General features: G+C 71.8%; 23 protein-coding genes. 6 read left to right on the plus strand and 17 right to left on the minus strand.

The window, feature by feature from the left end; all coding sequences use genetic code 11:
• Nucleotides 1-428: 428 nt before the first annotated feature.
• Both AC3EQ1_RS04195 and AC3EQ1_RS04200 read right to left on the minus strand, forming a co-directional pair.
• Nucleotides 429-686, minus strand: a complete 258-nt coding sequence (locus tag AC3EQ1_RS04195) for a hypothetical protein (protein WP_432092865.1) — start codon at nt 684-686, stop codon at nt 429-431.
• A 186-nt stretch (nt 687-872) separates the two neighbouring features.
• A complete protein-coding gene (locus AC3EQ1_RS04200) occupies nt 873-1,091 on the minus strand; it encodes a hypothetical protein (RefSeq protein WP_432092866.1) in 219 nt (72 codons plus the stop codon).
• 341 nt (nt 1,092-1,432) lie between these two features.
• Between AC3EQ1_RS04200 and AC3EQ1_RS04205 the strand changes: the two genes are divergently transcribed.
• Both AC3EQ1_RS04205 and AC3EQ1_RS04210 read left to right on the plus strand, forming a co-directional pair.
• Nucleotides 1,433-2,113, plus strand: coding sequence for a DUF5753 domain-containing protein (locus AC3EQ1_RS04205; RefSeq protein ID WP_432092867.1), 681 nt, complete (start codon nt 1,433-1,435; stop codon nt 2,111-2,113).
• Nucleotides 2,110-2,319, plus strand: coding sequence for a DUF397 domain-containing protein (locus tag AC3EQ1_RS04210; RefSeq protein ID WP_432092868.1), 210 nt, complete (start codon nt 2,110-2,112; stop codon nt 2,317-2,319). Before AC3EQ1_RS04205 ends, AC3EQ1_RS04210 begins: the two co-directional genes overlap by 4 nt.
• A gap of 77 nt (nt 2,320-2,396) precedes the next feature.
• Here AC3EQ1_RS04210 and AC3EQ1_RS04215 read toward each other — a convergent pair whose 3' ends face one another.
• The 7 genes from AC3EQ1_RS04215 to AC3EQ1_RS04245 all read right to left on the minus strand — a co-directional run bounded on the left by AC3EQ1_RS04215 (nt 2,397) and on the right by AC3EQ1_RS04245 (nt 10,116).
• Entirely contained in the window at nt 2,397-3,398 is a 1,002-nt protein-coding gene (locus tag AC3EQ1_RS04215) for a TIGR03842 family LLM class F420-dependent oxidoreductase (RefSeq protein ID WP_432092869.1), read from the minus strand.
• A gap of 177 nt (nt 3,399-3,575) precedes the next feature.
• The gene (gene hydA / locus AC3EQ1_RS04220; RefSeq protein WP_432092870.1) at nt 3,576-4,976 is read right to left on the minus strand and encodes a dihydropyrimidinase; all 1,401 of its coding nucleotides are present in this window, start codon (nt 4,974-4,976) and stop codon (nt 3,576-3,578) included.
• A 109-nt stretch (nt 4,977-5,085) separates the two neighbouring features.
• Entirely contained in the window at nt 5,086-6,363 is a 1,278-nt protein-coding gene (locus tag AC3EQ1_RS04225; RefSeq protein ID WP_432093032.1) for an aspartate aminotransferase family protein, read from the minus strand.
• A 56-nt stretch (nt 6,364-6,419) separates the two neighbouring features.
• A complete protein-coding gene (locus AC3EQ1_RS04230) occupies nt 6,420-7,262 on the minus strand; it encodes a nitrilase-related carbon-nitrogen hydrolase (RefSeq protein ID WP_432092871.1) in 843 nt (280 codons plus the stop codon).
• A 203-nt stretch (nt 7,263-7,465) separates the two neighbouring features.
• Nucleotides 7,466-9,280, minus strand: coding sequence for a hypothetical protein (locus AC3EQ1_RS04235; RefSeq protein WP_432092872.1), 1,815 nt, complete (start codon nt 9,278-9,280; stop codon nt 7,466-7,468).
• 169 nt (nt 9,281-9,449) lie between these two features.
• The gene (locus AC3EQ1_RS04240; RefSeq protein WP_432092873.1) at nt 9,450-9,830 is read right to left on the minus strand and encodes a PPOX class F420-dependent oxidoreductase; all 381 of its coding nucleotides are present in this window, start codon (nt 9,828-9,830) and stop codon (nt 9,450-9,452) included.
• Between the two features lie 28 nt (nt 9,831-9,858).
• Nucleotides 9,859-10,116, minus strand: coding sequence for a helix-turn-helix domain-containing protein (locus AC3EQ1_RS04245; RefSeq protein ID WP_432092874.1), 258 nt, complete (start codon nt 10,114-10,116; stop codon nt 9,859-9,861).
• 49 nt (nt 10,117-10,165) lie between these two features.
• Between AC3EQ1_RS04245 and map the strand changes: the two genes are divergently transcribed.
• The gene (gene map / locus AC3EQ1_RS04250) at nt 10,166-10,933 is read left to right on the plus strand and encodes a type I methionyl aminopeptidase (protein WP_432092875.1); all 768 of its coding nucleotides are present in this window, start codon (nt 10,166-10,168) and stop codon (nt 10,931-10,933) included.
• A gap of 24 nt (nt 10,934-10,957) precedes the next feature.
• On the opposite strand, the gene AC3EQ1_RS04255 is transcribed toward map, so the two are convergent.
• The gene (locus AC3EQ1_RS04255) at nt 10,958-11,653 is read right to left on the minus strand and encodes a 5-formyltetrahydrofolate cyclo-ligase (RefSeq protein ID WP_432092876.1); all 696 of its coding nucleotides are present in this window, start codon (nt 11,651-11,653) and stop codon (nt 10,958-10,960) included.
• 275 nt (nt 11,654-11,928) lie between these two features.
• Nucleotides 11,929-13,827, minus strand: a complete 1,899-nt coding sequence (gene ggt, locus AC3EQ1_RS04260) for a gamma-glutamyltransferase (RefSeq protein WP_432092877.1) — start codon at nt 13,825-13,827, stop codon at nt 11,929-11,931.
• A gap of 251 nt (nt 13,828-14,078) precedes the next feature.
• On the opposite strand from ggt, the gene AC3EQ1_RS04265 reads away from it, so the two are divergent.
• Both AC3EQ1_RS04265 and AC3EQ1_RS04270 read left to right on the plus strand, forming a co-directional pair.
• On the plus strand, nt 14,079-14,834 hold the full coding sequence (locus AC3EQ1_RS04265) for a hypothetical protein (RefSeq protein ID WP_432092878.1): 756 nt from the start codon (nt 14,079-14,081) through the stop codon (nt 14,832-14,834).
• Nucleotides 14,835-14,968: 134 nt separating this feature from the next.
• A complete protein-coding gene (locus AC3EQ1_RS04270; protein WP_432092879.1) occupies nt 14,969-16,585 on the plus strand; it encodes a CocE/NonD family hydrolase in 1,617 nt (538 codons plus the stop codon).
• 39 nt (nt 16,586-16,624) lie between these two features.
• On the opposite strand, the gene AC3EQ1_RS04275 is transcribed toward AC3EQ1_RS04270, so the two are convergent.
• The 5 genes from AC3EQ1_RS04275 to AC3EQ1_RS04295 form a co-directional block, all read right to left on the minus strand.
• Entirely contained in the window at nt 16,625-17,482 is an 858-nt protein-coding gene (locus AC3EQ1_RS04275) for an amino acid ABC transporter permease (protein ID WP_432092880.1), read from the minus strand.
• On the minus strand, nt 17,479-18,123 hold the full coding sequence (locus AC3EQ1_RS04280; RefSeq protein ID WP_432092881.1) for an amino acid ABC transporter permease: 645 nt from the start codon (nt 18,121-18,123) through the stop codon (nt 17,479-17,481). The genes AC3EQ1_RS04275 and AC3EQ1_RS04280 overlap by 4 nt, the downstream gene beginning before the upstream one ends.
• Before the next feature lie 12 nt (nt 18,124-18,135).
• Nucleotides 18,136-19,047 carry a glutamate ABC transporter substrate-binding protein gene (locus tag AC3EQ1_RS04285; protein ID WP_432092882.1) on the minus strand — a complete coding sequence of 304 codons (912 nt, stop codon included), beginning with the start codon at nt 19,045-19,047 and terminating at the stop codon, nt 18,136-18,138.
• A 19-nt stretch (nt 19,048-19,066) separates the two neighbouring features.
• Complete coding sequence (locus AC3EQ1_RS04290; protein ID WP_432092883.1) at nt 19,067-19,837, minus strand: amino acid ABC transporter ATP-binding protein; 771 nt, start codon at nt 19,835-19,837, stop codon at nt 19,067-19,069.
• Nucleotides 19,838-20,049: 212 nt separating this feature from the next.
• Entirely contained in the window at nt 20,050-20,490 is a 441-nt protein-coding gene (locus AC3EQ1_RS04295; protein ID WP_432092884.1) for a DUF6278 family protein, read from the minus strand.
• A gap of 181 nt (nt 20,491-20,671) precedes the next feature.
• Between AC3EQ1_RS04295 and AC3EQ1_RS04300 the strand changes: the two genes are divergently transcribed.
• On the plus strand, nt 20,672-22,480 hold the full coding sequence (locus AC3EQ1_RS04300; protein WP_432092885.1) for an SGNH/GDSL hydrolase family protein: 1,809 nt from the start codon (nt 20,672-20,674) through the stop codon (nt 22,478-22,480).
• Nucleotides 22,481-22,558: 78 nt separating this feature from the next.
• Here AC3EQ1_RS04300 and AC3EQ1_RS04305 read toward each other — a convergent pair whose 3' ends face one another.
• The gene (locus tag AC3EQ1_RS04305; protein WP_432092886.1) at nt 22,559-23,338 is read right to left on the minus strand and encodes an exodeoxyribonuclease III; all 780 of its coding nucleotides are present in this window, start codon (nt 23,336-23,338) and stop codon (nt 22,559-22,561) included.
• Nucleotides 23,339-23,353 lie beyond the last annotated feature (15 nt).

Below are 23,353 nucleotides of genomic sequence, written 5' to 3' on the forward strand. Positions count from 1 at the left end.
GCCGCACACCTTGTCAGTATCTGGTGTGACTCCCACCTTCCTGGTGTCACCGGACACAAGGAGGCTGAATGGCGAGGGCGGAACCCTACGGTGAGATGTCGCAGCCGACGTTAACAAGAGCGCGCAGGCAGTGGCAACAGCCTTCCCGCGCCGTGCGCAATCGGTACGAGACCCCCCATGAGTGCCCTGCGATGCCCGGCCCAACGGCCGTCATACCGGCCGGACTTCGACAGACGCAACCGGAGCCGCACCCACTCCGCATCGTTGGCACCCGGGGGCCAGGTGATTGCTTACCCGGCCGACTGCCGCTGTCCGTTGGACAGTCGCCCGGGGTCTTGCCCGCCCCTCTGCCGCGATCACTCAACGCGGGGGACGCCGGAATGGGCATCCGGCAAGGGGGCGGAGCCTGGGGGCGCACTTGGTGCAGCTCACGACATGCCTCGCATCCGGGCCCGCTGGAGCTTCGCCAAGGCCTGGAGCTGCCGCGTTTCGCGCTCCGTGCCCGGTCGCAGACGGCCGTAGGCCACTTCCCAGGCGAGTCCCGTGGGCCGCTCCAGTCCGATCATGAGGCCCTTCACCGTGCGCACCACGGCCACCATGTCGGCGTCCTTGTCGAAGACGACGGACCCCATCGTGATCTGTTCGGGCGACCTGTAGAACTCGGGGGGCGCCGCTGTCCTGGTCACGCCCGCACCTCCCTTCCGTGGGGATGGCCCGCGATCACGCCGTTGAGGCTCCGGACCTCCAGCGAACGGCCCGCCCGGCGGGCCTCCTCCCGCTCCCGGCCGCAGGGTTCGCACACATCGCACCCCTGGACAGGGACGGGCTCCAGCTTCGAGCCGGCCGACAGCACAGGTCCCGGCGGTGCGTTCTCACTCCGACTCATCGCGCATCCACTCCAGTCCGGCCACGTGCCGCTTCAGGAGTTCCCGGTCCGGCCGGGTGTACGGGCCCCGCGGGATGCCGGCGGGAAGCGGAATCCACGGAGCGAACGTCACGGTGTCCGGCGTCGGCTGCCCGGGGCCGCCTTCGGCTCCGGCCACTTCCGGGCCCACGACGCCGCTGGACACCGATGCACCATGCTCAGCCATCCGAACCCCTCACTGTGTGTGGCTGGTTGGTGACAAGAATGGGGTAGGAATCGGTACTGTGAGGAGAGCTTCAGCGCCCAACCTGGGCGTTGGTCGGGCTGGCATATGCGTACGCCGTTGACCGGCGTGGATGACGCGACGACCGCACGTGACCAGGTCAATGGTCAGGGGGAGTTATGGACGTGAACGGAGGGGCATCAGGAGACGGACAGGGTGCAGACGACCCACGCCGGGAGTTCGCCGAGGAGTGTCGGAGCGCGCGTGAGCTGTACCCGGATGAGCCTCTGAACCAGACTCAGCTGGCGAGGCTGACCAGGACTTCCAAAAGCACGATCTCCCGTGTGGAGACGCGCAAAGGGCCCATTCCTCCGGACCTTCCACCTCGATTGGACCAGGTCTTCGGGACGGACGGGAAGTTCAAGCGTCTCTATGAGGACGCCGTAGCGCGGTCCTTCCCGTCGCTGTACCGACAACGCATGGCCCTTGAACGGACGGCCCTGGTGATCCGCGAATGGTCCCCAACCATCGTCCCCGGGCTTTTCCAGACGGCCGACTATGCGCGGCTCTTGTTCAAGGGGGGCGCCCCTCTTGCGGGGGACGATGAGGTGGCGGCGTTCATTGCCAACCGGCTCACGCGCCAGGCCCTGCTGGACTCGGAGACTCCCCCCGACATCCGTGTGGTGCTCTGTGAGTCCGTTCTTCGGCGTCGTTTTTGCCCGCCGGACATCATGCGCCGCCAACTGGGGGTCTTGCTGGAAGCTGGGGAACGCCCGACTGTCCGCATCCAGATCCTTCCGCTGGACGCGCCTGCGCACCTGTTCAGCGACTGGCCCGTGACGCTCTTGACTGCCCCGAGCCACACGGTCACTGTCTGCGTGGAGAGCTATCGGACCGCCGGTATCGTTGAAGATCCGTCCGACGTGCGGACGGCGCTCCGTACCTACGATGAACTCACGAGCGACGCGCTTTCGGCACGGGACAGCGCGCGTTTGATCGTTCAGCAGATGGAGACACTGTTGTGAAGATCGGTCCGACCCAGTGGGTCAAGTCCAGCTACAGCAGCGCAGAGGGCGGTAACTGCCTGGAGTGGTCCCCGGCGCACGTCAGCGCCCACGGCACCGTTCCCGTCCGGGACAGCAAAGACCCGGAAGGCCCGGCCCTGATGTTCGAGCCGGCCGCGTGGTCCGCGTTCGTCACGGGTGTGCAGGCAGGGGAATTCCCCGCGTAGCGCGCGTACGCCGAACCGCAGAAGGCCCCCTCCCGGAACGCCTCAGGAGGGGGCCTCTGCAGGTCGGCCGTTGCGGGTCAGCCGTTGAGGGCCGGGATCACCTGCTCGCCGTAGGCGTCGATGGTGGCCTCCCTGGCGTCGTGCATGGCGTACAGCGCGAACTGGTCGACCCCCAGCTCCCGCAGGGCCCGGAGCTGCTCGATGTGCGCCTGCGGCGGGCCGAGCAGGCAGAAGCGGTCCACGATCTCGTCGGGGACGAAGGCGGTGTCCGGGTTCCCGGTCCGGCCGTGGTGGCTGTAGTCGTAGCCCTCGCGGGCCTTGATGTACTCGGTGAGGGCCTCGGGCACCAGGCCGGAGTGCTCGCCGTAGCGGGAGACCAGGTCGGCCACGTGGTTGCCGACCATGCCGCCGAACCAGCGGCACTGCTCCCGGGCGTGGGCCAGGTCGTCACCCACGTAGGCGGGGGCGGCCACGCAGATGGTCAGGGAGTCGGGGTCGCGTCCGGCCTCCTCGGCCGCGGTGCGCACGGCCCGGATCATCCACTCCGTCAGGAACGGATCGGCGAGCTGCAGGATGAACCCGTCCGCCCGCTGCCCGGCGAGGGCGAGGGCCTTGGGCCCGTAGGCCGCCATCCAGACCGGCAGCTTCCCGTCCTTCACCCAGGGGATGCGCAGCGGTGTTCCGCCGACGACCGCTTCCCGCCCCTCGGCGAGGTCGCGGATGACGGACATGGCCTCCCCCAGCCGGGCCAGGGTGTTGGGTGGCCGGCCGGCCACCCGCATGGCGGAGTCCCCGCGGCCGATGCCGCAGACGGTGCGGTTGCCGAACATGTCGTTGAGGGTGGCGAAGGTCGACGCGGTCACCTCCCAGGTGCGGGTTCCCGGGTTGGTGACCATCGGGCCGACGGTCATCCGCTCGGTGTGTTCGAGGATCTGGCTGTAGATGACGAAGGGTTCCTGCCACAGCACCGCCGAGTCGAAGGTCCAGCCGTGGCTGAAGCCGTTGCGCTCGGCGCGGCGCATCAGGCTGACGACGGACGAGGCGGGCGGGTCGGTCTGCAGAACGAGTCCGAAGTCCATGGGCACAGCTGCTCCTGTTCGGGGTACTGCCCTGATCGGTTTCTTGCCCTGATCGGTGTTGCCCTGATCGGGATACGGCCCGGTCCCGAGGTACGGCCCTGGCGGGGTGCCGGCCGGTCGGAGCCGGACTGGTACGTCGGGCCCGGTCGGGTCCGGACGGTTTCGTGCAGGGGGGCGCTAGTCCACGTACTGGCAGGTGCCGCGCGGTACGTACTGGCCGTGTCCGGCACGGCCGGTGAACTCCCGCTCGGTGATGACCGGTTCGCCGCGGGAGAGCACGGTCTCCACCCGGCCGGTGATCCGCTTGCCCTCGTACGCCGAGTAGTCGACGTTCATGTGGTGGGTCTCGGCGGAGATGGTCTGCTCGGCATGCGGGTCGTAGACGACGACATCGGCGTCGGCGCCCGGGGTGAGCGTGCCCTTGCGCCCGTGGAGCCCGAACATCCGGGCCGGGGCGGCGCAGGCGATCTCGATCCAGCGGCGGCGGGAGATGTGCCCGTCGACGACGGCCTGGTGCAGCAGGTCCATGCGGTTCTCGACGCCGGGCAGCCCGTTCGGGATCTTGGAGAAGTCGCCGCGGCCCAGCTCCTTCTGGCCCGAGAAGCAGAACGGGCAGTGGTCGGTGGAGACCACCTGGAGGTCGTCGGTCCGCAGACCCCGCCAGAGCGCGGCCTGGTGCTCCCGGGGCCGCAGGGGCGTGCTGCACACGTACTTGGCGCCCCCGAAGTCCGGCTCGGCGAGGTTGTCGGTGGACAGGAAGAGGTACTGCGGACAGGTCTCGCCGAAGACGGGCAGCCCCATGTCCCGGGCGCGCGCCAGCTCCGCGACCGCCTCCTCGGCGGAGACGTGCACCACGTACAGCGGCGCCCCCGCCACCCGGGCCAGCTGGATGGCCCGGTGCGTGGCCTCGGCCTCCAGCAGCACCTTGCGCACCTCGCCGTGGTGGCGCGGGTCGGTGCGTCCCGCCGCGAGGGCCTGTTCGACGAGGACGTCGATCGCGATGCCGTTCTCGGCGTGCATCATGATCAGCCCGCTGTTGGACTCCGCGCGCTGCATCGCCCGCAGGATCTGCCCGTCGTCGCTGTAGAACACCCCGGGGTAGGCCATGAACAGTTTGAACGAGGTGATCCCCTCGGCGACCAGCAGGTCCATCTCCTTCAACGTGCCGTCGTTGACGTCGGAGAGGATCATGTGGAAGCCGTAGTCGATCGCGCAGTTCGCGTCGGCCTTCGCGTACCAGGCGTCGAGCCCCTCGCGCAGGCTGTGGCCCTTGGTCTGCACGGCGAAGTCGACGATGGTCGTGGTGCCGCCCCAGGCCGCCGCCCGGGTGCCGGTCTCGAAGGTGTCGGAGGCGAAGGTGCCGCCGAAGGGCAGCTCCATGTGGGTGTGGGCGTCCACGCCGCCCGGGATGACGTACTTGCCGGTGGCGTCGATCGTCCGGTCGGCGGTCCAGCGCTGGGCGAAGTCGTTGCCGTGGGCGGCGAGGGCGGCGATCCGGCCGTCCTCGATGAGGAGGTCGGCGTGGATTTCCTCGGCCGCGGTGATGACGAGGCCGTTGCGGATGACGGTGCGCGTCATGGCTGCCGTCCTTTCGCTTCCGGGGTCGGAGCGGCCGGGTGGTGCGCCCCGGCCGGAGGGGATGTCTGGGCCCGGCCGTCGCCCGCCGCGCGCCGGGCGGCTGCGGCCGTCACGGCCGGCGCTCCTTCTCCATGTCGGCCTGCACCCGGCGCAGCGCGTCCTCGAGGAGGGCGGCGCCCTCCTCGGCCTCGGCGACGCTCAGACTGAGCGGCGGGGCGACGCGCAGGCTGTGGCCCTCGCGGCCGCCCTTGCCGATGAGCAGACCGTTCTCCCGGGCGTATTCGAGGGCCAGCCCGGCGGCGTGGGCCGACGGCGCGCCGTCGATGTCGGTCAGTTCGAGGCCGATCATCAGGCCCCGGCCGCGGACCTCCCGTACGACGGGGAGCCCCGCCGCGACGGCCCGCAGCCGCTCGATGAGGAGTCCGCCGACGCGCCGGGCGTTGCCCTGGAGGTCGTGTTCGAGCAGGTAGGTGAGGTTGGCGAGGCCCGCGGCCATGGTGACGGGGCTGCCGCCGAAGGTGGAGATGGAGTTGGCGTCCAGGCTGTTCATCACCTCGGCGCGGCCGACGACGCCGCCGATGGACATGCCGTTGCCGATGCCCTTGGCGAAGGTCAGCAAGTCGGGCGGCCCCGCGGCGCCGTGGGCCTGCCAGCCCCAGAAGTGCTCGCCGGTCCGGCCCCAGCCGGTCTGCACCTCGTCGGAGATCCAGAGGATGCCCTGCTGCTGGAGGACGTCGCGGAATGCGGCGAACAGGCCGTCGGGGGGTGCTGTGAACCCGCCGACGCCCTGCACCGGTTCGGCGATCAGCGCGGCCACCGAGCCGTGCTGGACCTGCGCGAGCATGTCCTCCAGGTCGGCGACGCACGCCGCGATGAACTCCGCGTCCGACAGCTCCGCGAACGGGCCCCGGGTGCGGATGCCGCCGTGCAGGTAGAGGGTCTGGAGCGGGGACAGAGTGGTGGGCGACCAGCTGGAGTTGCCGGTGATCCCGACGGTGGAGAAGGACCGCCCGTGGTAGCTGTTGCGCATCGCCAGGATCTGGTTCGACCGGCGGTACGCGGTGGCGAGCAGCAGCGCGGCGTCGTTCGCCTCGGTGCCGGAGGTGGTGAAGAAGACCCGGGCGTCCGGGATGCCGGAGAGCGCGGCGATGCGCTCGGCCAGGTCGACCATGGGGCGGTTGAGGTAGAGGGTGGAACTGTGGATGATGCGTCCGGCCTGCTCGCTGACGGCCTTGGTGACCTCGGGCAGGGCGTGCGCGGTCATGGTGGTGAGGATGCCGCCGAAGAAGTCGAGGTAGCGGTTGCCGTCGGCGTCCCAGACGTGGCGGCCCTCGCCGTGGGTGAGCTCCAGGGGGTCGCGGTAGTAGAGGGCGAGCCAGTCGGGCATCACGGACCGGTGCCGGCCCAGCAGCGCCTGGTGCGAGGACGAGGGAGGGACGGCGGTCACGGCTTCACCAGCCCCTCGTACGCGTCGGGGCGGCGGTCGCGGTAGAAGGCCCACTGCTGCCGGACCTCGTCGATCAGGCCGAAGTCGAGGTCCCGGACGACGAGTTCGTCCTCCTTGTCACTGGCGGTGTCGCCGACGAACTGGCCGCGCGGGTCGACGAAGTAGCTCGTGCCGTAGAAGTCGTTGTCGCCGTACTCCTCCTGCCCGACCCGGTTGATCGCGGCGATGAAGTACTCGTTGGCGACGGCGGCGGCGGGCTGTTCGAGCTGCCAGAGGTAGGCGGAGAGTCCGCGGGAGGTGGCGGACGGGTTGTAGACGAGCTGGGCGCCGTTCAGGCCGAGCTGCCGCCAGCCCTCGGGGAAGTGGCGGTCGTAGCAGATGTAGACGCCGACCTTGCCGACGGCGGTGTCGAAGACGGGCCAGCCCAGGTTGCCGGGCTTGAAGTAGTACTTCTCCCAGAAGCCCTTGACCTGGGGGATGTGGTGCTTGCGGTAGGTGCCGAGGACGGTGCCGTCGGCGTCGATGACGGCGGCGGTGTTGTAGTAGAAGCCGGACTGCTCGACCTCGAAGACGGGCACGACGATCACCATGCCCGTCTCGCGGGCGAGGGTCTGCATCCGGCGGACGGTGGGGCCGTCGGGTACCGGTTCCGCCCAGCGGTAGTGCTCGGGTTCCTGCACCTGGCAGAAGTACGGGGCGTTGAAGACCTCTTGGAAGCCGATCACCTGGGCGCCCTGCCGGGCGGCCTCGCGGGCATGTTCCTCATGCTTCACGATCATGGACTCGGTATCGCCGGTCCAGGAGGCCTGAACCAGTGCGGCGCGGACGACATGGGCCATGAGCTGCTCCTTCACTGCGCTGTACGGGGCGGCGTCGCCCCGCTCCCCCGCGGACGTCAGAGAGCCTCTACGCACGTAGACACGAACGTAGATGGAGAACGTAAGCCCCGTCACGCACCGTGGCAAGACCATCGCCGTCCACCGGCGCAGTCGATCAAGTTTCGTACCGCAACGGGCCACATCGGACGTACCGCGACGCCCCGTCAGACGGTTTTCGGCGCGCCCGGCGCCCCCGCCATCCGGAGCGCGTGGGCGAGGTCCCGGCGGCAGTGCCGGGAGATCCGGCGGGCGGTACCGAGCAGCAGGGGTACGAGCTTCCCCGGCTCGCTCTCCGCCACGCGCACCGCCTCCTCGGGGGTCCGGGTCCGCAGCAGCGCGGTGAGCAGGACGTCCGACTCGGTCGAGCGGTCGGCGGCGAGCAGCGCCAGGGCGATCTCCGCGACCTCGGCCGGCGGACGGGCCACGGCCTGCCGCAGCAGGGCGCCGCAGTCCGCGGTGCGGCCCGCGCCGGAGAGCGCTCCGGCCGCGGCGGCGAGGGCGGACGGCGGCAGACAGGCCGCCTCCCAGAGCAGGGTGGCCACGTCGGCGGCGAGCCCGGCGCCCTCCAGCGCGGCGAACAGCGACGGCAACTGCTCGGGAGGCCCGGCCACGGCCTCGCACAGGACGACGTACGCCGCGCCGCCGCTGCCCGCGGCACGGAGGGCGGCGAGCCGGGCCACGGTCTCGGTGGTGGAACGCGCGGCGGCCCCGGCGGCGGACGGGGTGGCCTCCAGGGTGGAACGGGAGGCTGCGGGGGCCTCTTGGCCGCTGTCGTCGGCGGGCTCCGGGTCACGTGCGGCGGCTGCTTGACCGGCTTCGGCGGGGTCGGTCCACCGGGTGCCGGAATCGGTGGAATCGGCCGAGTCGGCGCGGGCCGCCGCCCGCTTCGCGGACCGGGTCCGCGGGGCCTCGAAGGCACCGGCGAAGCGGGCACCGCGCGGCCGGGCGGGCTCGGAGTGCTCGGCGGAATCGGCGTGCTCGACGGGCTCGGGGAGGTCACGGAAGTCGCGGAACTCGGGAGCCTCGGGGGACTTGAGGAACTCGCGGAACCCGCGGGACGCACCGGGCGCTCCGGGCTCAGCGTTCTGTGGCGGCGCCACGACCGTCGGGGCCGCGGGGAACCAGGGCGCCTCCGGCACCGCGGCGGGTTCCGGGTCCCCGGCGGCTTCCGGCCCCGCGGCGGGCACGGCCGGCTCGTCCAGCCCCGCGAACCGCGCACCCCGCAGGAGCCCGCCGGCGTTCTCGCCCGCCCCCGGTCTCTCCACGACACCCGTTCTCTCGACGGCGCCCGGGTCCCGGGCCACGTCCGCGCCCCGTCCCGGATCACCGGCCCGGCCCGCGCCGGCTTCCGCGGGACCGGTGCCCGCCCCTTCCGGCCCGCCGAACCCGTGGTGCTCCAGGAAACCGGGGTACCCGAGGTCCTCGTGTCCCGTCCCGAAGCCCAGCGGCCCCTCGCCCGGCGGCGGAACGGCCTCGTCCAGCACCGCGAGCCGGCTGCGCAGCTCCGCGCAGCGGGCGGCGGCCCGTTCGTGGTCGTCCCGGGCCCAGGCGAGATCCGTGGCCAGCCCGTCGCCGTCGGACGGGGCGCCGCCGCGCGCCGTGAGCTCGTCGGCCAACTCCCGCTCGCGGGCCCCGGCGTACTGCTGCTCGCGGCGCATCACGTCCAGCCGGTCGAGCAGCGCGTCCCGGCCGCCCTCCCGGCGGTCGTGCGCGGCGACCGACGCGCGGTGCAGCCGCTCGGCCAGCGGGCGCTGCTGCTCGGCGGACATCTCACCGTGCCGGACGGCGAGGTCCTGGAGGAGGGCGTCGACCACGTCCCAGGGCAGCACCTCGGAGCCGGCCAGACAGGCCCGTACCCCCTCGGGGTCGCGCTGGGCGAAGACGCCGTACCAGCCGGTTTCCGGATCCAGCGCGTCCAGGAGTCGGCGCAGATAGTCCGCGAACTCCGTCACGGCATCGGGGAGTTGCCTGTCCCGCATTGCCTGCCCCTCCTCCCCGGGCCGCGAGGGCCACGAGGTCTGCTGGCATTCGACACCCGCCGCGTTAGGCGAGAGTGACAGGCATGCTACGGACAGTTTTCGTCAAGCGCACGGGGGTCCGCAGAACCCGTGACGGCAGAACGTGCGGGCGACGGGCGCGCAGGCCGCCTCAGAACGTGACGGCGATGGCCGTGTGCGGCCGCTTGCCGAGCCGGACGAGCGCCCCTCCGCCGTCGACGAACCGGAAGCGCCAGCCGTACTTGCGCGCGAGCAGCTTGCGGACCCGGCGCAGACCCTCGGCGTCGAGGAGCCTCGCCTCCCCCTCCGCGTACGGCGCGCCCTCCGGCACCCGGCCGCGCACATCACAGACGGCAACCCGCACCCGCCCGCTGTTGCGGATGCGCTTCACCTTTCCGGAGTCGCTGCGGGTCCAGACGAAGAGCTCACCGCCGTCCGCCACCGCCCAGACGGGGGTGGGGACGGGGGTGCCGTTCCGCCGGCGGGTGACGAGGCTGACGTAGGGGCTGCGGCCCAGTTCTTCCGGGGTCATGGGACCACTCTCCCCCATCGCTCCCCCGTCACCCGGTGGCGGTCACCGGCACACACCGCCCCATCAGCTCGTCCAGGGAGAGGCCGAGGGCGCCGGCCAGCGCGGCGACGGTGAAGAACGCGGGGGTCGGGGCCCGCCCCGTCTCGATCTTGCGGAGGGTTTCCGCGGAGAGCCCGGCCGCCGCGGCGACCTGCACCATGCTGCGCTCGCCGCGGGCCTCGCGCAGCAGCGCGCCGAGCCGTTCACCGCGTTCGCGCTCTTCGGGAGTGAGAGGAGTACGGACCATGACCGTGATACTAATACCGGTATAAGAATTGGAGCAAGGAGGCCGACCCATGGTGGAGATCAAGACGGACACGGCGCTGGACGCCATGCGCGCGACCGGGCGCGTGGTGGCGGAGGCGCTGGACGCGGTGCGGGGTGCCGCCGAGGTCGGAGTGTCCCCCCGGGAGCTGGACGAGGTCGCCCGCGGGGTGCTGCGCGACGCGGGTGCGAGCTCCCCGTTCCTCGGCTACCGCCCGCACTTCGCCCCGACCCCCTTTCCCGCCGTCGTCTGCATCTCCGTCAACGACGCGATCGTGCACGGCATCCCGTCCGACCAGCGGCTGCGCGACGGCGACCTGGTGAGCGTGGACTGCGGGGCGGTCGTGGACGGCTGGGCGGGCGACGCGGCGGTCAGCTTCACCGTCGGCACCCCCCGTCCGGCCGATCTGCGGCTGATCGCGACGGCGGAGGCGGCCCTGGAGGCCGGCATCGCGGCTGCTGTCCCCGGCGCCCGGATCGGCGACATCTCCCACGCCGTAGGCCGGGTCTGCCGCGACGCGGGCTACGGCATCATGGCCGACTACGGCGGCCACGGCGTGGGACGCCGGATGCACGAGGACCCGCCCGTCCCCAACGAGGGCCGCCCCGGCCGCGGAATGCCGCTGCGGCACGGCATGGTGCTGGCGATCGAACCGATGCTCCTGGCCGGCGGCCGCGACGAATACCGCACCGGCGCCGACGGCTGGACCCTGCTCACCACCGACGGATCACGAGCGGCCCACACGGAACACACCGTCGCCGTCACGGACGACGGGCCACGGGTGCTCACGGCGCTTTGAGCCGACGTTCCGGAGCCCGCACTCTCATCGGCCGCGGTGCCGTGCCGCGAGCGCGGGAATCGCGGCGATCTGCTCCGGCATGAGATCCGACCAACGGATGCCGGAAGGTCGGTGCGGGTTCGGGCAGACGATGGTCTCGTCCGGGGTGACGATGAGGTCGACGCCCACATCGTGCTCGCCGGTGGGGATCGGGTCCTCGGTCACCTGGAGCCCATGGACCGTGGTGACGACCACGGTCGCCGGGGTCACCAGACCGGCTTCCGTGAGCAGCGCGAATTCGATGTCCGAGTACCCGGCGCCCTTGCCGATACGGGCCCCGTCCCGGTCGACGGCGACGCTGCCGAGGACGATCAGGTCCAACGGCCGGAGGGCATCGACCTCGACAGTGGGGGCGATGATCGCGGCGGTCCGGCTGACGGCAGCCTCTTTGGGCGGGACGGTGAGCACGGCCGGGTCGAGAAGGTAGAAGGGTTCGCGGGTGGCGAGTTTCGGCACGGCCATGTAGACAGTCCTTCCCTCCTCCAGTGCCCGCGCCCGCACCGGAAGCTGAGCCTTGTCCGGGACGGCTTTGATGGTGCCGGCACGCTGCCAAGCGGGCAGCGCTGCCAAGCGGGCAGCGCTGCCAGACGGGCTGCGGCTTCGTCGGCGCCCTTGAAGTTCGGGATGCGGCCGTGCACGGAGGCATCGTGGACCGCATCGGCGGCGGTGAGAACGTCCCATGCTTGGGTGCGTACGGCTTGTTTGGCCTGGTTCAGCGAGATGGCTGCCACCGGTGTCTCCGTCCACTTCACGCAGCCGTCATCAGCGCCGGTCCAACTCGGCGACGACCTCGAAGACTCGACGAGTCCGGACCATCGCCTGCCCACTTGCGGAGCACCGCCGTCATCGCCGACAAGCGTCGACGCACACCCGCACTGCCCCGAGTGGGCGGCAACCCGCTGAGTATCCGCTGCGAGCCACCACCACGCCCCGCCGACCCCTGCGACCGCAAACACCTACCCCGCCGGACGCACCACCATCGCCGACCCCCCGCCGCGCCGTTCCTTCTCCGCCGCGGCGAGCCACCTGCCGTCGGGCAGGCGCTGGACTCCGGTGGCGGCGCCGATCTCCGGGTTCTGCTTGAACCGGTGGCCCAGCGCTTCGAGCCGGCCGCGCACCGGGCTGTTCCAGAGGCCCGGTTCGAGTTCGGTGGTCTCCGCGTTGCGCTGGCTGGCCCGGGGTGCGGCGATGGCGTCCACGAGGGGCATGCCGCGGTCCAGGTGGTTGGTCAGCGTCTGGAGGACGGTGGTGATGATCGTCGCGCCGCCCGGGGAGCCGAGGGCCAGAACCGGCTTGCCGTGGTCGAGCAGGATCGTCGGGGACATCGAGGAGCGCGGCCGCTTGCCCGGGCCGGGCAGGTTCGGGTCGTGGACGGCCGGGTTCGCGGGCGCGAACGAGAAGTCGGTGAGCTCGTTGTTGAGCAGGAAGCCGCGGCCGGGCACGGTGATGCCGCTGCCGCCGGTCTGCTCGATGGTGAGGGTGTAGGCGACGACGTCGCCCCACTTGTCGGCGACCGTCAGATGGGTGGTGTTCTCCCCTTCGTACGGGGTCGGGGCGGCGGTGCCGCGGCTGTCGCAGCCGCGGCCGGGGTGGCGCGGGTCGCCGGGGGCGACCGGGCTCGTCAGGGCCGCGTCCTCCTTGATCAGGCAGGCGCGCGAGTCGGCGTAGCGCTGGGAGAGCAGCTGCCGGGCCGGCACGTCCTCGAAGGCCGGGTCGCCGACCCAGCGGCCGCGGTCGGCGAACGCGATCCGGCTGGCCTCGATGTAGCGGTGCAGATAGTCCCGTTCGCCGAGCCGGGATACATCGGTGCGCTCCAGCATGTTGAGCGCCTCGCCGACCGTGGTCCCGCCGGACGAGGAGGGCGCCATGCCGTAGACGTCGAGCCCGCGGTAGGCGGTGCGGCTGGGGGCCTGGCGTCTGGGCGCGTACGACCGGAGGTCGGCGGCCGTCAGGTCGCCGGGCCGGACCTCGCGGTCGGCCCCCGGGGCGACGGGAGGCTTGCGGACGGTCCGGACGATGTCGCGGGCCGCCGCTCCCCGGTAGAACGGGCCGATGCCCTCGCTGCGCAGGCCGGCGTAGGTGCGGGCCAGGTCCTTGTTGGTGAAGGTCGAGCCGATCTCCGGGAGTTTCCCGCCGGGCAGGAAGAGTTCGGCGCTGGCCGGGAAGTCCCGGAAGCGGGCCTCGTTGTCGGCGGTCTGCTGCCGGAAGGTCCGGTCGACCGTGAAGCCGTCGCGGGCGAGCCGTTCCGCCGGTTTCAGCACCTGGCCGAGGGACCTGCTGCCCCATGCCTTCAGCGCGGCGTCCCAGGTGGCGGGGGTGCCCGGGGTGCCGACGCCGAGGCCGCTGGTGACCGCCTCGGCGAACGGGACCGGCTTGCCGTCCTCCAGGAAGAGATCCTTCTCCGCACTGCGGGGGGCGGTTTCGCGGCCGTCGATGGTCTGCACCGTGCGGCGCTTCGCGTCGTAGTGGACGAGGAATCCGCCGCCGCCGACCCCGGCCGAGTACGGCTCGGTGACGCCCAGCGCGGCGGCGGTCGCCACGGCGGCGTCGACCGCGTTGCCGCCCTTCCTCAGCACCTCGATTCCGGCCGCCGAAGCGTCCGGGTCGACGCTGGAGACGGCACCTCCGTGGCCCACCGCGACGGGCGACTTGGGCGGGGGCGCGGCAGGTCCGGCCCGGTGCGCGGCAGGCGCGGCCCGGTGCCCGGAGTCCCCGGGGGCGGTGTCCGGCGGTCCCGGCGGGGCGGCGGCGGTGGCGGAGAGGACGGCCGCGGCGGCGGCGAGCAGGGACACGGTCCGTACGGCGGCCGGTGCGGGGCGCGCGGTCGGGCCGGTACGACGGGAGCGACGCAGCATCCATACCTCCACGGGGCAACGGTGTCCGGCAGCCTAACTTCGCCGCGGGGAGGCCGGAAGCCCGTTCCGGGACAGGAAACCGGGGCCCGTGCGCGGCAGTCGTCGGCCCGTCCTGCGCACCGTGCACGGCAATCGTCGGCCCGTCCTGCGCACCGTGCGCGGCAGTCGCCGATCCGCGGCCGTGCGTGGTCCGCGGCTCCCCGAAGCCGGCCCCCGACACCGCTCCTCCCGCCCCGCTACCATCCCCGCCCATGAACGACGACCTGCGCAATATCGTCCTCGGAGTCATAGCCACCGGCGTCGCCGCGGCGATCGGCTGGTGCACCCGTACCTATCTGTGGCGGCGCACGCTCCGCCGCAAGCAGCGGTTCTTCGGGCTGCCGGACCACGCGGAATGCCTGCTGGTGGTGAACCGCAAGGCGGGCGGGGACTGGAGTGTCGCCCGGCGCGACGTCTTCGCCCTGCTGGAACTCTCCGCCCTCATCAAGGAGTGCGGCGCCCAGATGCAGGTCGTCGCGCACGACGCCGTGCAGCAGGGCTTCGGGGAGCGCACCGAGTTCTGCATCGGCGGCCCGGTGTCGAACCAGCGGATGGCCGCGCATCTGCGGACGCTGCTGCCGGGAGTGCGGGTGAACACCGACGACGCACCGGGCCCGGAGCGCGGTGCCTACACGATCGGGAACGAGCGGTACCTCCTCACCTCCGGCGCGGTCGAGCACGTGCTGCTGGCCCGGGTGGCCGCCGGGGAGGACCGGCGTCCGCTCTTCCTCGCCTGCGGTCAGCACTCCAACGCCAACCATGCCGCGGCCCGCTATCTCGCCCGGCACCACACCGCGTTGGCCCGCAAGCACGGCAGCGGGACGTTCTGCCTGCTGCTGAAGGTGGTCAACTCCGAGGCGTACGGCCCGGATGTGGTCGAGCTGGTCGCCGATGTCACGCGGGCCGCGACCACACCGGCTCCGACGTCGGCTTCTGGCACGCCGCAACCGGGCGACGCCGCCGAGTAATCAAGATGTCAACGATCGTTACTCTCACGTAACTTGCGGGGCCATTACCGACGGTAAGGCTCTGGGGTTACCGTCGGGTCACTTGGCAGGCGCGCGTCGGCGACGAGGCCGGCGGCAACGGGAGGAGCTCCGCCATGGGACACCCGCGCACGGCATTCCGCACCTCGGCGGTGGGCGCCGTCTCGGCAGCCGTACTCGCCGGAACGGCCTTCGCCCCGGCCACCGCCGCCCCGGCGGCGGCCCCGGCCGCGGCCCGTGCGGCGCCCGCCGGTACGGCGTCCGCACAAGGCCTGCCGGACGTCAGGTTCGTGGACATCAAGGGCGACGGCGGCACGGTCCTCAAGGCCAATGTGGTCACCCCGCCCGGCGCGGACGGCCGGCGGCGCCATCCCGTGATCGTCCTGCCCACCAGCTGGGGCATGCCGCAGGTGGAGTACCTGGCGCAGGCGAAGAAGCTCGCCGACTCCGGCTATGTCGTGGTCAGTTACAACGTGCGCGGCTTCTGGCAGTCCGGCGGCAACATCGAGGTCGCCGGTCCGCAGGACATCGCCGACGCCTCCGAGGTCATCGACTGGGCCCTGGCCAATACCCCGGCGGACCCCGACCGGATCGGCATGGCCGGAGTGTCCTACGGCGCGGGCATCACCCTGCTCGCCTCCGGCTTCGACAAGCGCATCAAGGCCGTCGCGGCGATGAGCGGCTGGGCCGACCTCACCGACTCCATCTACAGCGAGCGCACCCAGCACCTCCAGGCCAGCGGGCTGCTCTCCGGGCTCGGCAAGGTGACGGGCCGGCCCAGCCCCGAATTCGAGCGGGTCACCGCGGACTTCCTCGCCTCCCGGCTGGACAAGGAGGACGAACTGCTGGCCTGGGGCCGGAAGCGCTCCCCCGCGACCTACCTCGACCGCATCAACGACAACGGCGCGGCGATCATGATGGGCAACGCCTGGGGCGACAGCATCTTCCCGCCCAACCAGTACGCCGACTTCTACGAGAAGCTCACCGGCCCCAAGCGCCTGGAGTTCCGGCCGGGCGACCACGCCACCGCCGAGGGGCTGGGCCTGCTCGGCCTGCCCAACGACACCTGGACGAACACCCGGCGCTGGTTCGACCACTACCTCCGGGGCGAGGACAACGGCATCGACAAGGAGCAGCCCGTCCAGCTCAAGTCCCGCTCCTCGGAGGGGTACGAGGGCTACCCGGACTGGAAGGCCGTGCCGTCCACGACCCGGCGGATCCCGCTGGAGGGCGACAAGCGGATCTTCGCGAACGTCGACTCCGGCGCCAACGGCGGCATCGCCATCCTTTCGAACGCCCTGGAGCAGTTCCTCAAGATCCCGCCGATGGCCTCGGTGCCGCTGCTGCCCCGCGCCTTCGCGTCCGTCTGGCAGTCCGAGCGGTACGACACCCCGCAGCGGATCCGGGGCACCGCGAAGCTGCACACCACGGTGACCAGCACGCACGAGAGCGGCACCGCCGTGGCCTACCTCTACGACGTGGGCCCGCTCGGCATGGGCAAGCTGGTCAGCCACGCCCCGTTCACCTTCCACGGGCGGACGCCTGGCACGCCGTTCGGGGTGGATCTGGACCTCTTCTCCACCGCGTACGACGTGAAGGCCGGGCACCGGCTCGCGGTGGTCGTCGACACCGTGGACCCGCTCTACATCGAGCACAACCCGAGCTGGGCGAAGCTCAGCTTCTCCTCCCCGGCCGAGGATCCCTCGTACCTCGAGGTGCCGCTGCGGAAGTAGTCCGGGCGGACGGACCGACGGCGGACGGGGCCGGCGGGGTCAGGGCTTGACGCCCGGCACCATCGGCCCCGGCTCCGCCTTCGCCACCTGCGCGCCCCGGGTCTTCACACTGCGCCGCTCCCGCTTGGCCACCCAGTTGGCGAACCAGGACAGCAGCATGCACATCCCGATGTAGATGGGCGAGATCACCAGCACCACGGGGATGAACGGCAGGTCGTAGTTGAGGTTGGTGGCGATCAGCTTGCCGGCCTGGAGGAACTCCTCGTAGGTGATGAGGAAGCCGAGGGAGGTGTCCTTCAGCGCCACCACGAGCTGGCTGATGATGGCCGGCAGCATCGCCCGCACCCCCTGCGGCACCAGGACGTGTGTCATGACCTGTGACTTGAGCATCCCCAGGGAGTAGGCCGCCTCGCGCTGTCCGCGGTCGACCGCGAGGACGCCGGCCCGGAACACCTCGGCCAGCACCGAGCCGTTGTAGAGGGTCAGTCCGGCGACGAGCGCGGGCAGCGGCTGGACCTTCAGCGCCACGAAGATGAAGAAGATCATCACCAGCACCGGCATGGCGCGGAAGAACTCCACGCACAGGGTCGCGGCCCAGCGGAGCGGCCGGTGCTCCGAGAGGCGGCCGGCGGCGAGGACCGCGCCGAGCGCGAGGGAGAGCACCGCCGCCAGGCCGAAGGCCTTGAGGGTATTGCCCAGGCCCTCCAGCAGCAGCCGCTGGATGCCCTCGTACTCGAAGGGGCGCCACTTCTCCGCCTCGAACTGGCCGGTGTCGACGAGGAGATAGCAGACCCAGGCGATGAGTCCGGCGATGACGAGGGACGCGGCGACGCCGTAGAGACGGTGCCGGCTGCGCGCCCTGGGCCCCGGGACGTCGTAGAGAACGGTATCGGTCACCGGGCCACTCCCCAGCGCTTCTCCAGCAGATGGAACAGGGCACTGATGGCGAGCGTGACGATCAGATAGCCGACGGCGATCCAGACGAACGCCCAGATGATGCTGTACCCCATCTCGTTGAGGGGCTTGTAGACCCCCAGCAGCTCGGTGACGCTGAACGACCCGGCGATCGCGGAGTTCTTGGCCAGAGCGATCAGCGTGGAACCGACCGGTGGGATGACGCTGCGGAAGGCCTGGGGCAGCACGATCAGGCCGAGGGCCTGGGGGAAGCTCATGCCCAGGCTGCGCGCCGCCTCCCCCTGGCCGACCGGGACGGTGTTGATGCCCGACCGCACGACCTCGCAGATGAAGGCCGAGGTGTAGCAGCCCAGGGCGAGGATCGCGAAGGTCTGGAAGGGCAGCACCACACCGAAGCGCGGGAGGCCCAGCAGCACCGCGAAGAACAGCAGGGTGAGCGGAGTGTTCCGCAGCACGGTCACCCAGGCGGTGCCGAAGGAGCGCAGCGACCGGACCGGCGCGACCCGGAACGCCGCCATGACGACGCCGAGGCCGAGGGCGAGCAGCGAGGCGAAGATCGTCAACTGCACGGTGCCCCAGAAGCCCTCGCCGTAGAGGGACCAGTTGTCGAGGAGAACGTCCATGGCCGGCCCGGCTCAGTTCGCCGGATAGCGGTCAATGGGCGGCGGCGCGGGCGCGGGGACCCCGGACTGGCCGAGTGTCGCCTGGTACGCCTTATTCCAGTTGCCGTTCTTCTCGTTGGCCTCCAGCGCGTCGTCGATCGCGAACCGCAGCGCGTTGTCGCTGCGGATCACGCCGATGCCGTACGGCTCCTTGGAGAAGGCCTTGCCGACGACCCGCAGCTCGTCGGGGACCTTGGCGGCGTAGCCGAGCAGGATGGTGTCGTCGGTGGTGACCGCGTCCACCTGCAGCGTCAGGAGGTTGTCGACGCAGACCGAGTAGGTGTCGTACGCGATGGCCTCGGCCTGCGGGTAGTCCTCCTGGATGCGCTGCAGCGGGGTCGAGCCGGAGGCCGAGCAGACCTTCTTGCCGGCCAGGTCCTGCGGACCGCGGATGGAGCGCTCGTCGGCGCGGACGAGCAGCCGCTGGCCCGCCACGTAGTACGGACCGGCGAAGCCGACCAGCTTCTTGCGCATGTCGTTGATGGTGTAGGTGCCGACGTAGTAGTCGATCTGCCCGTTCTGCAGGGCGGTCTCCCGGTTGGCGGAGGCGATGGTCCGGAAGTCGACCGTGTCGGGCGCGAAGCCCAGGGAGGCGGACGTCATCTTGGCGATCTCGATGTCGAAGCCCGAGTAGGCCCCGGTGGCGGGGTCCTTCTCGCCCAGGTAGGGCTGGTCGTCCTTGACGCCCACCACCAGGTTTCCGCGGGACTTCGCCTTCTTCCAGGTCGGGGAGGAGGGCAGGGAGAAGTTCTCGTCGACTTGGTAGACCGGCAGTTGGTCGGGCTGCGGGCCCTTGATCGGAGGGCTGCCCTCCTTGCCGCACCCGGCGGCGAGGAACGCCAGCCCTCCGAGGGCGAGTGCGGCGATCGTACGGTGCAGGCGCATCAGGTCCCCGTTTCCCTGCTCAGTGCTTGAGGATTTTGGACAGGAAGTCCTTGGCCCGGTCGCTCTCGGGCTCGGTGAAGAAGCCCTCGGGGGTGCGGTCCTCGACGATGCGGCCGTCGGCCATGAACACCACCCGGTTCGCGGCCGAGCGCGCGAAGCCCATCTCGTGGGTGATGACGACCATGGTCATGCCGTCCCGGGCGAGCTGCCGCATCACCTCCAGCACCTCGTTGATCATCTCCGGGTCGAGGGCCGAGGTGGGCTCGTCGAAGAGCATCACCTTCGGGTCCATCGCCAGCGCGCGGGCGATCGCGACGCGCTGCTGCTGGCCGCCCGAGAGCTGCGCGGGGTACTTCGGCGCCTGCGACGCCAGGCCCACCCGGTCGAGGAGTTCCCGGGCGCGCCGCTCGGCCTCGTCCTTGCGGCGTCCGCGCACCTTGGTGGGCGCCAGCATCACGTTCTCCAGCACCGTCTTGTGCGCGAAGAGGTTGAACGACTGGAACACCATCCCGACGTCGGCGCGCAGCTTCGCGAGGGCGCGCCCCTCCTCGGGCAACGGGCTGCCGTCCACGGTGATCCGGCCGGAGTCGATGGTCTCCAGCCGGTTGATGGTCCGGCACAGCGTCGATTTCCCGCCGCCGGAGGGGCCGATGACCACCACGACCTCACCGCGGTCCACGGTGAGGTCGATGTTCTGGAGGACGTGCAGCTGTCCGAAGTACTTGTTGACGTCGCGCAGCTCGATCAACGGATCGGCTGCGGAGACGGTCCCGGCTCCGTCGACCACCATGCCCGGCCCACCGCCTTTCCCCGGTTGTCGCGCGTGCAGCGCAAACTATCCAGCGAATTGCGGTGCTTCGCCCCGACACGCACCACTGCGGAAATAACCGTATTTTGCCCCTGGCGACGGGGGGTGGGGTGGCGCGGTGGGGTGGCGGGCGCGCCAGGTGACGCGCCCCGGGAGCGCGGAGCGTCCCCGGCGCGGCGTCCTGCGCGGCCCGGTCAGTCCTCCGAGGCCTCCGCGTAGATCTGGGACAGCTCGGGGGCGCCACTGACCGCCCAGTCCAGGCCCGCCTCCACCACATTGATCTCCCGGCCGGAGGGGAGCCGCACGACGGGCTGGCCGTTCGGCCACACCTGCCAGGCGGCCTCCGGCACGGTGCGGACGATCACCGTGCCGAGGTAGAGGCCGGCGTCGTTGCCGAGCCAGGGCAACTCCTCGGGGTCGTCGCGCCAGCGGGGCAGCAGTTGGTCGAGCGCTTCCAAGGACCGTGGGGAGTCGTCGAGTTCCAGTCCCGCGGACGCCGCCTGGTCACGGAGGAGTGCGCATTCGGAGAGGAGTTCGGCCACCCCTTCGGGATCGTCCTGGGAGGGGCCCAGGACGGCGACTCCGTGTGCCGCCCCGTGCCGCTTGCGCCAGTTGTCCAGGAAAGGGATGTGCATACCGTTCAGGGTGGCATCCCGACCGGGCACCGCACCACAGGGACGCGCGACCAGGTCCTGACCGTTCCGGTCGGGCGGGAATTCAACCGCAGTTCGGGCGGGGATCATTGACGCTCCGCAGTCGACTCCCTACGTTCATGCCGCACCCGTCGGACCAGCTCGGATGCGGGAGGGACCAGCCATGCCAGGCGGAGGACGCAGGACAGCTGCGGGAACGGTCGCGGGAGGCGTGCTGCTGGCGCTCGCCGCGGCCATCACGCCCGCGCTCGCCGAGACGCACCGTACGGAGCCGCTCCCCCTGGAGCGGCTCTTCGACAACCGGGCGGTCAGCGACGACGCCCGGCCCGGGGAGGCCGACTTCGACGGGGCCGGCCGGTCGCTGTCCGCGCAGGCGCTGGCCGCGGCGGGCTGGACCCCCGGGCGCCGGATCGGGCTCGACGGCGCCCGGCTGAGCTGGCCTCGGTCCGCCGCCGGGCGACCCGACAACGTCCGCGCCGACGGCCAGCAGGTGCGGCTGAGCGGTCGCGGCGACGCGGTGTCCTTCCTGGTCGCGGGGGTCGGCGGGACGGCGGTCGGCACCGGCACCGTGCACTACCGGGACGGCTCCCGCAGCACGTACACCCTCACCGCGCCCGACTGGCGCACCGGTCCGCTGAGCACCAAGGCGGTGGCCCTGCCGCACCTCAACACACCGGACGGGCCGCTCGCGGAGACCGCCCGGCTGTACGCGGTCGCCGTGCCGGTGGCCCGGGGCCGGGAGATCAGCTCCGTGACGCTTCCCGCGGACCCCGGCCCCGGCGCCGACCTGCACGTCTTCGCCGCGGCGGTGCGGGAACCGGCGGGCGGCTGGACGGGCAGCTGGTCGGCGCCCGCCTCGGGGTACACCGCGGTCGGGCCGTGGACGGACCGGACGCTGCGGCTCGTCGTGCACACCAGCACGGGCGGCCCCCGGGTCCGTATCCGGCTCGCCAACACCTTCGCGCGGACACCGGCCCGCATCGGGCACGCCTCGGTGGCGGTGCAGGGGTCCGGGGCCGCCGCGGCGGCCCGGCCGGTGCCGCTGCGCTTCGGCGGGCGGCCGGGCACCGCGATCCCCGCGGGCGCCGAGGCGTACAGCGACCCGCTCGGGTTCCGGGTGCCGCCGGATGCGAACCTGCTGGTCAGCATCCACCTTCCGGGCACCGTGACGGAGGTACCGGTGCACAGCCGGGCCAACCAGCGCTCGTTCCTCAGCGCTCCGGGCAGCGGCGACCGCACCGGGGACCTCGACGGCGGCACCTTCACCGAGTCGCTCACCACGTGGCCGCTGCTCACCGGGGTCGACACCGGGGGCGGGCCGGGTTCGGTGGTGACGCTCGGCGACTCCATCACCGATGGCGACAAGTCGACCGTGGACGCCAACCGGCGCTGGCCGGACGTGCTGGCCGGGCGGCTGCGGGAGCAGAGCGCCGTGCCCCGCTACGGGGTGCTCAACGCGGGGATCTCCGCGAACCGCGTGGTCACCGACCGGTACCCGGGCGACGGGGTGAGCACCGACACCGGCGGGGTGAGCGCCCAGCACCGGCTGGACCGCGATGTGCTCGCCGCGACCGGGGCGCGGACGGTCGTCGTCTTCCAGGGGATCAACGACGTCCGCTGGGGCACCCCGGCGGAGGAGGTCGTCGCCGGGCTGCGGGCGGTCGCGGAGCGGGCGCGGGCGCGGGGGCTGCGGGTGGTGGCGGCGACGATCGCGCCCTGCGAGGGCTACCCGGGCTGCTCGGCGGAGGTCGAGGCCCGGCGGGCGGCCGTCAACACCTGGCTGCGTCAGGAGGGCGCCCGGAACGGCGCCGGGGTGTTCGGCGCCGTGCTGGACTTCGACGCGGTGATCCGGGACCCCGCCCGGCCCACACGGATGCTGCCGGCGTACGACAGCGGCGACCATCTGCACCCCGGGGACGCGGGGCTGCGAGCGCTCGCCGAGTCGGTGGATCTGCGCACGCTGGTGCCCTGACCCCAACGGCCGGGACCTGCACCGGGGCCGGAACCGGGCCAGGGCCCTGACCGGCGGCGAGAGGTCCCGGCCCGGCGGCTACAGCTCCAGGTCCACGACCACCGGGGCGTGGTCGGAGGCGCCCTTGCCCTTGCGCTCCTCGCGGTCCACGTACGCGTCCTTCACCGCCCGGGTGAAGGGGCCGTTCGCGTACACCAGGTCGATGCGCATGCCGCGGTTCTTCGGGAAGCAGAGCTGGCGGTAGTCCCAGTAGGTGAACGGCACGTCGTACTTCAGCGGGCGCGGGACCACGTCCGACAGACCCGTCCCGCGCAGGGCGGCGAGCGCCTCGCGCTCGGCCGGGGTGACGTGCGTCAGTCCCTCGAAGACGGACGGGTCGTGGACGTCCTCGTCGGTGGGGGCGATGTTGTAGTCACCGAGGACCGCGAACGGCCGCTCCCCCGCCGCATCCTCCGAGACCGCCTTGGTCAGCGCCTCCAGCCAGGCCAGCTTGTACGCGTAGTGGGCGTGGTCGACCTCCCGGCCGTTCGGCACGTACACCGACCAGACGCGGACGCCGCCGCAGGTCGCGGAGAGGGCGCGGGGCTCCTGGGCGCCGTCGTAGTCGGGGCCGCCCGGGAGGCCGGGGCGGACGTCCTCCAGGCCGACCCGGGACAGCAGTGCCACGCCGTTCCACCGGCCGTCGGCGTTGACCGCGGCCTCGTAGCCCAGCTCCCGGAGCTGCTCGCGCGGGAACTGCTCGTCGGTGCACTTGGTCTCCTGGATGCACAGCACGTCGGTGCCGCTGCTCTCCAGCCAGGCCAGCAGCCGGGGGAGCCGGGCGGTGATCGAATTGACGTTCCAGGTCGCGATGCGCATGGACCCGAATGTACC

The sequence above is a fragment of the Streptomyces sp. bgisy100 genome, from assembly GCF_057709105.1.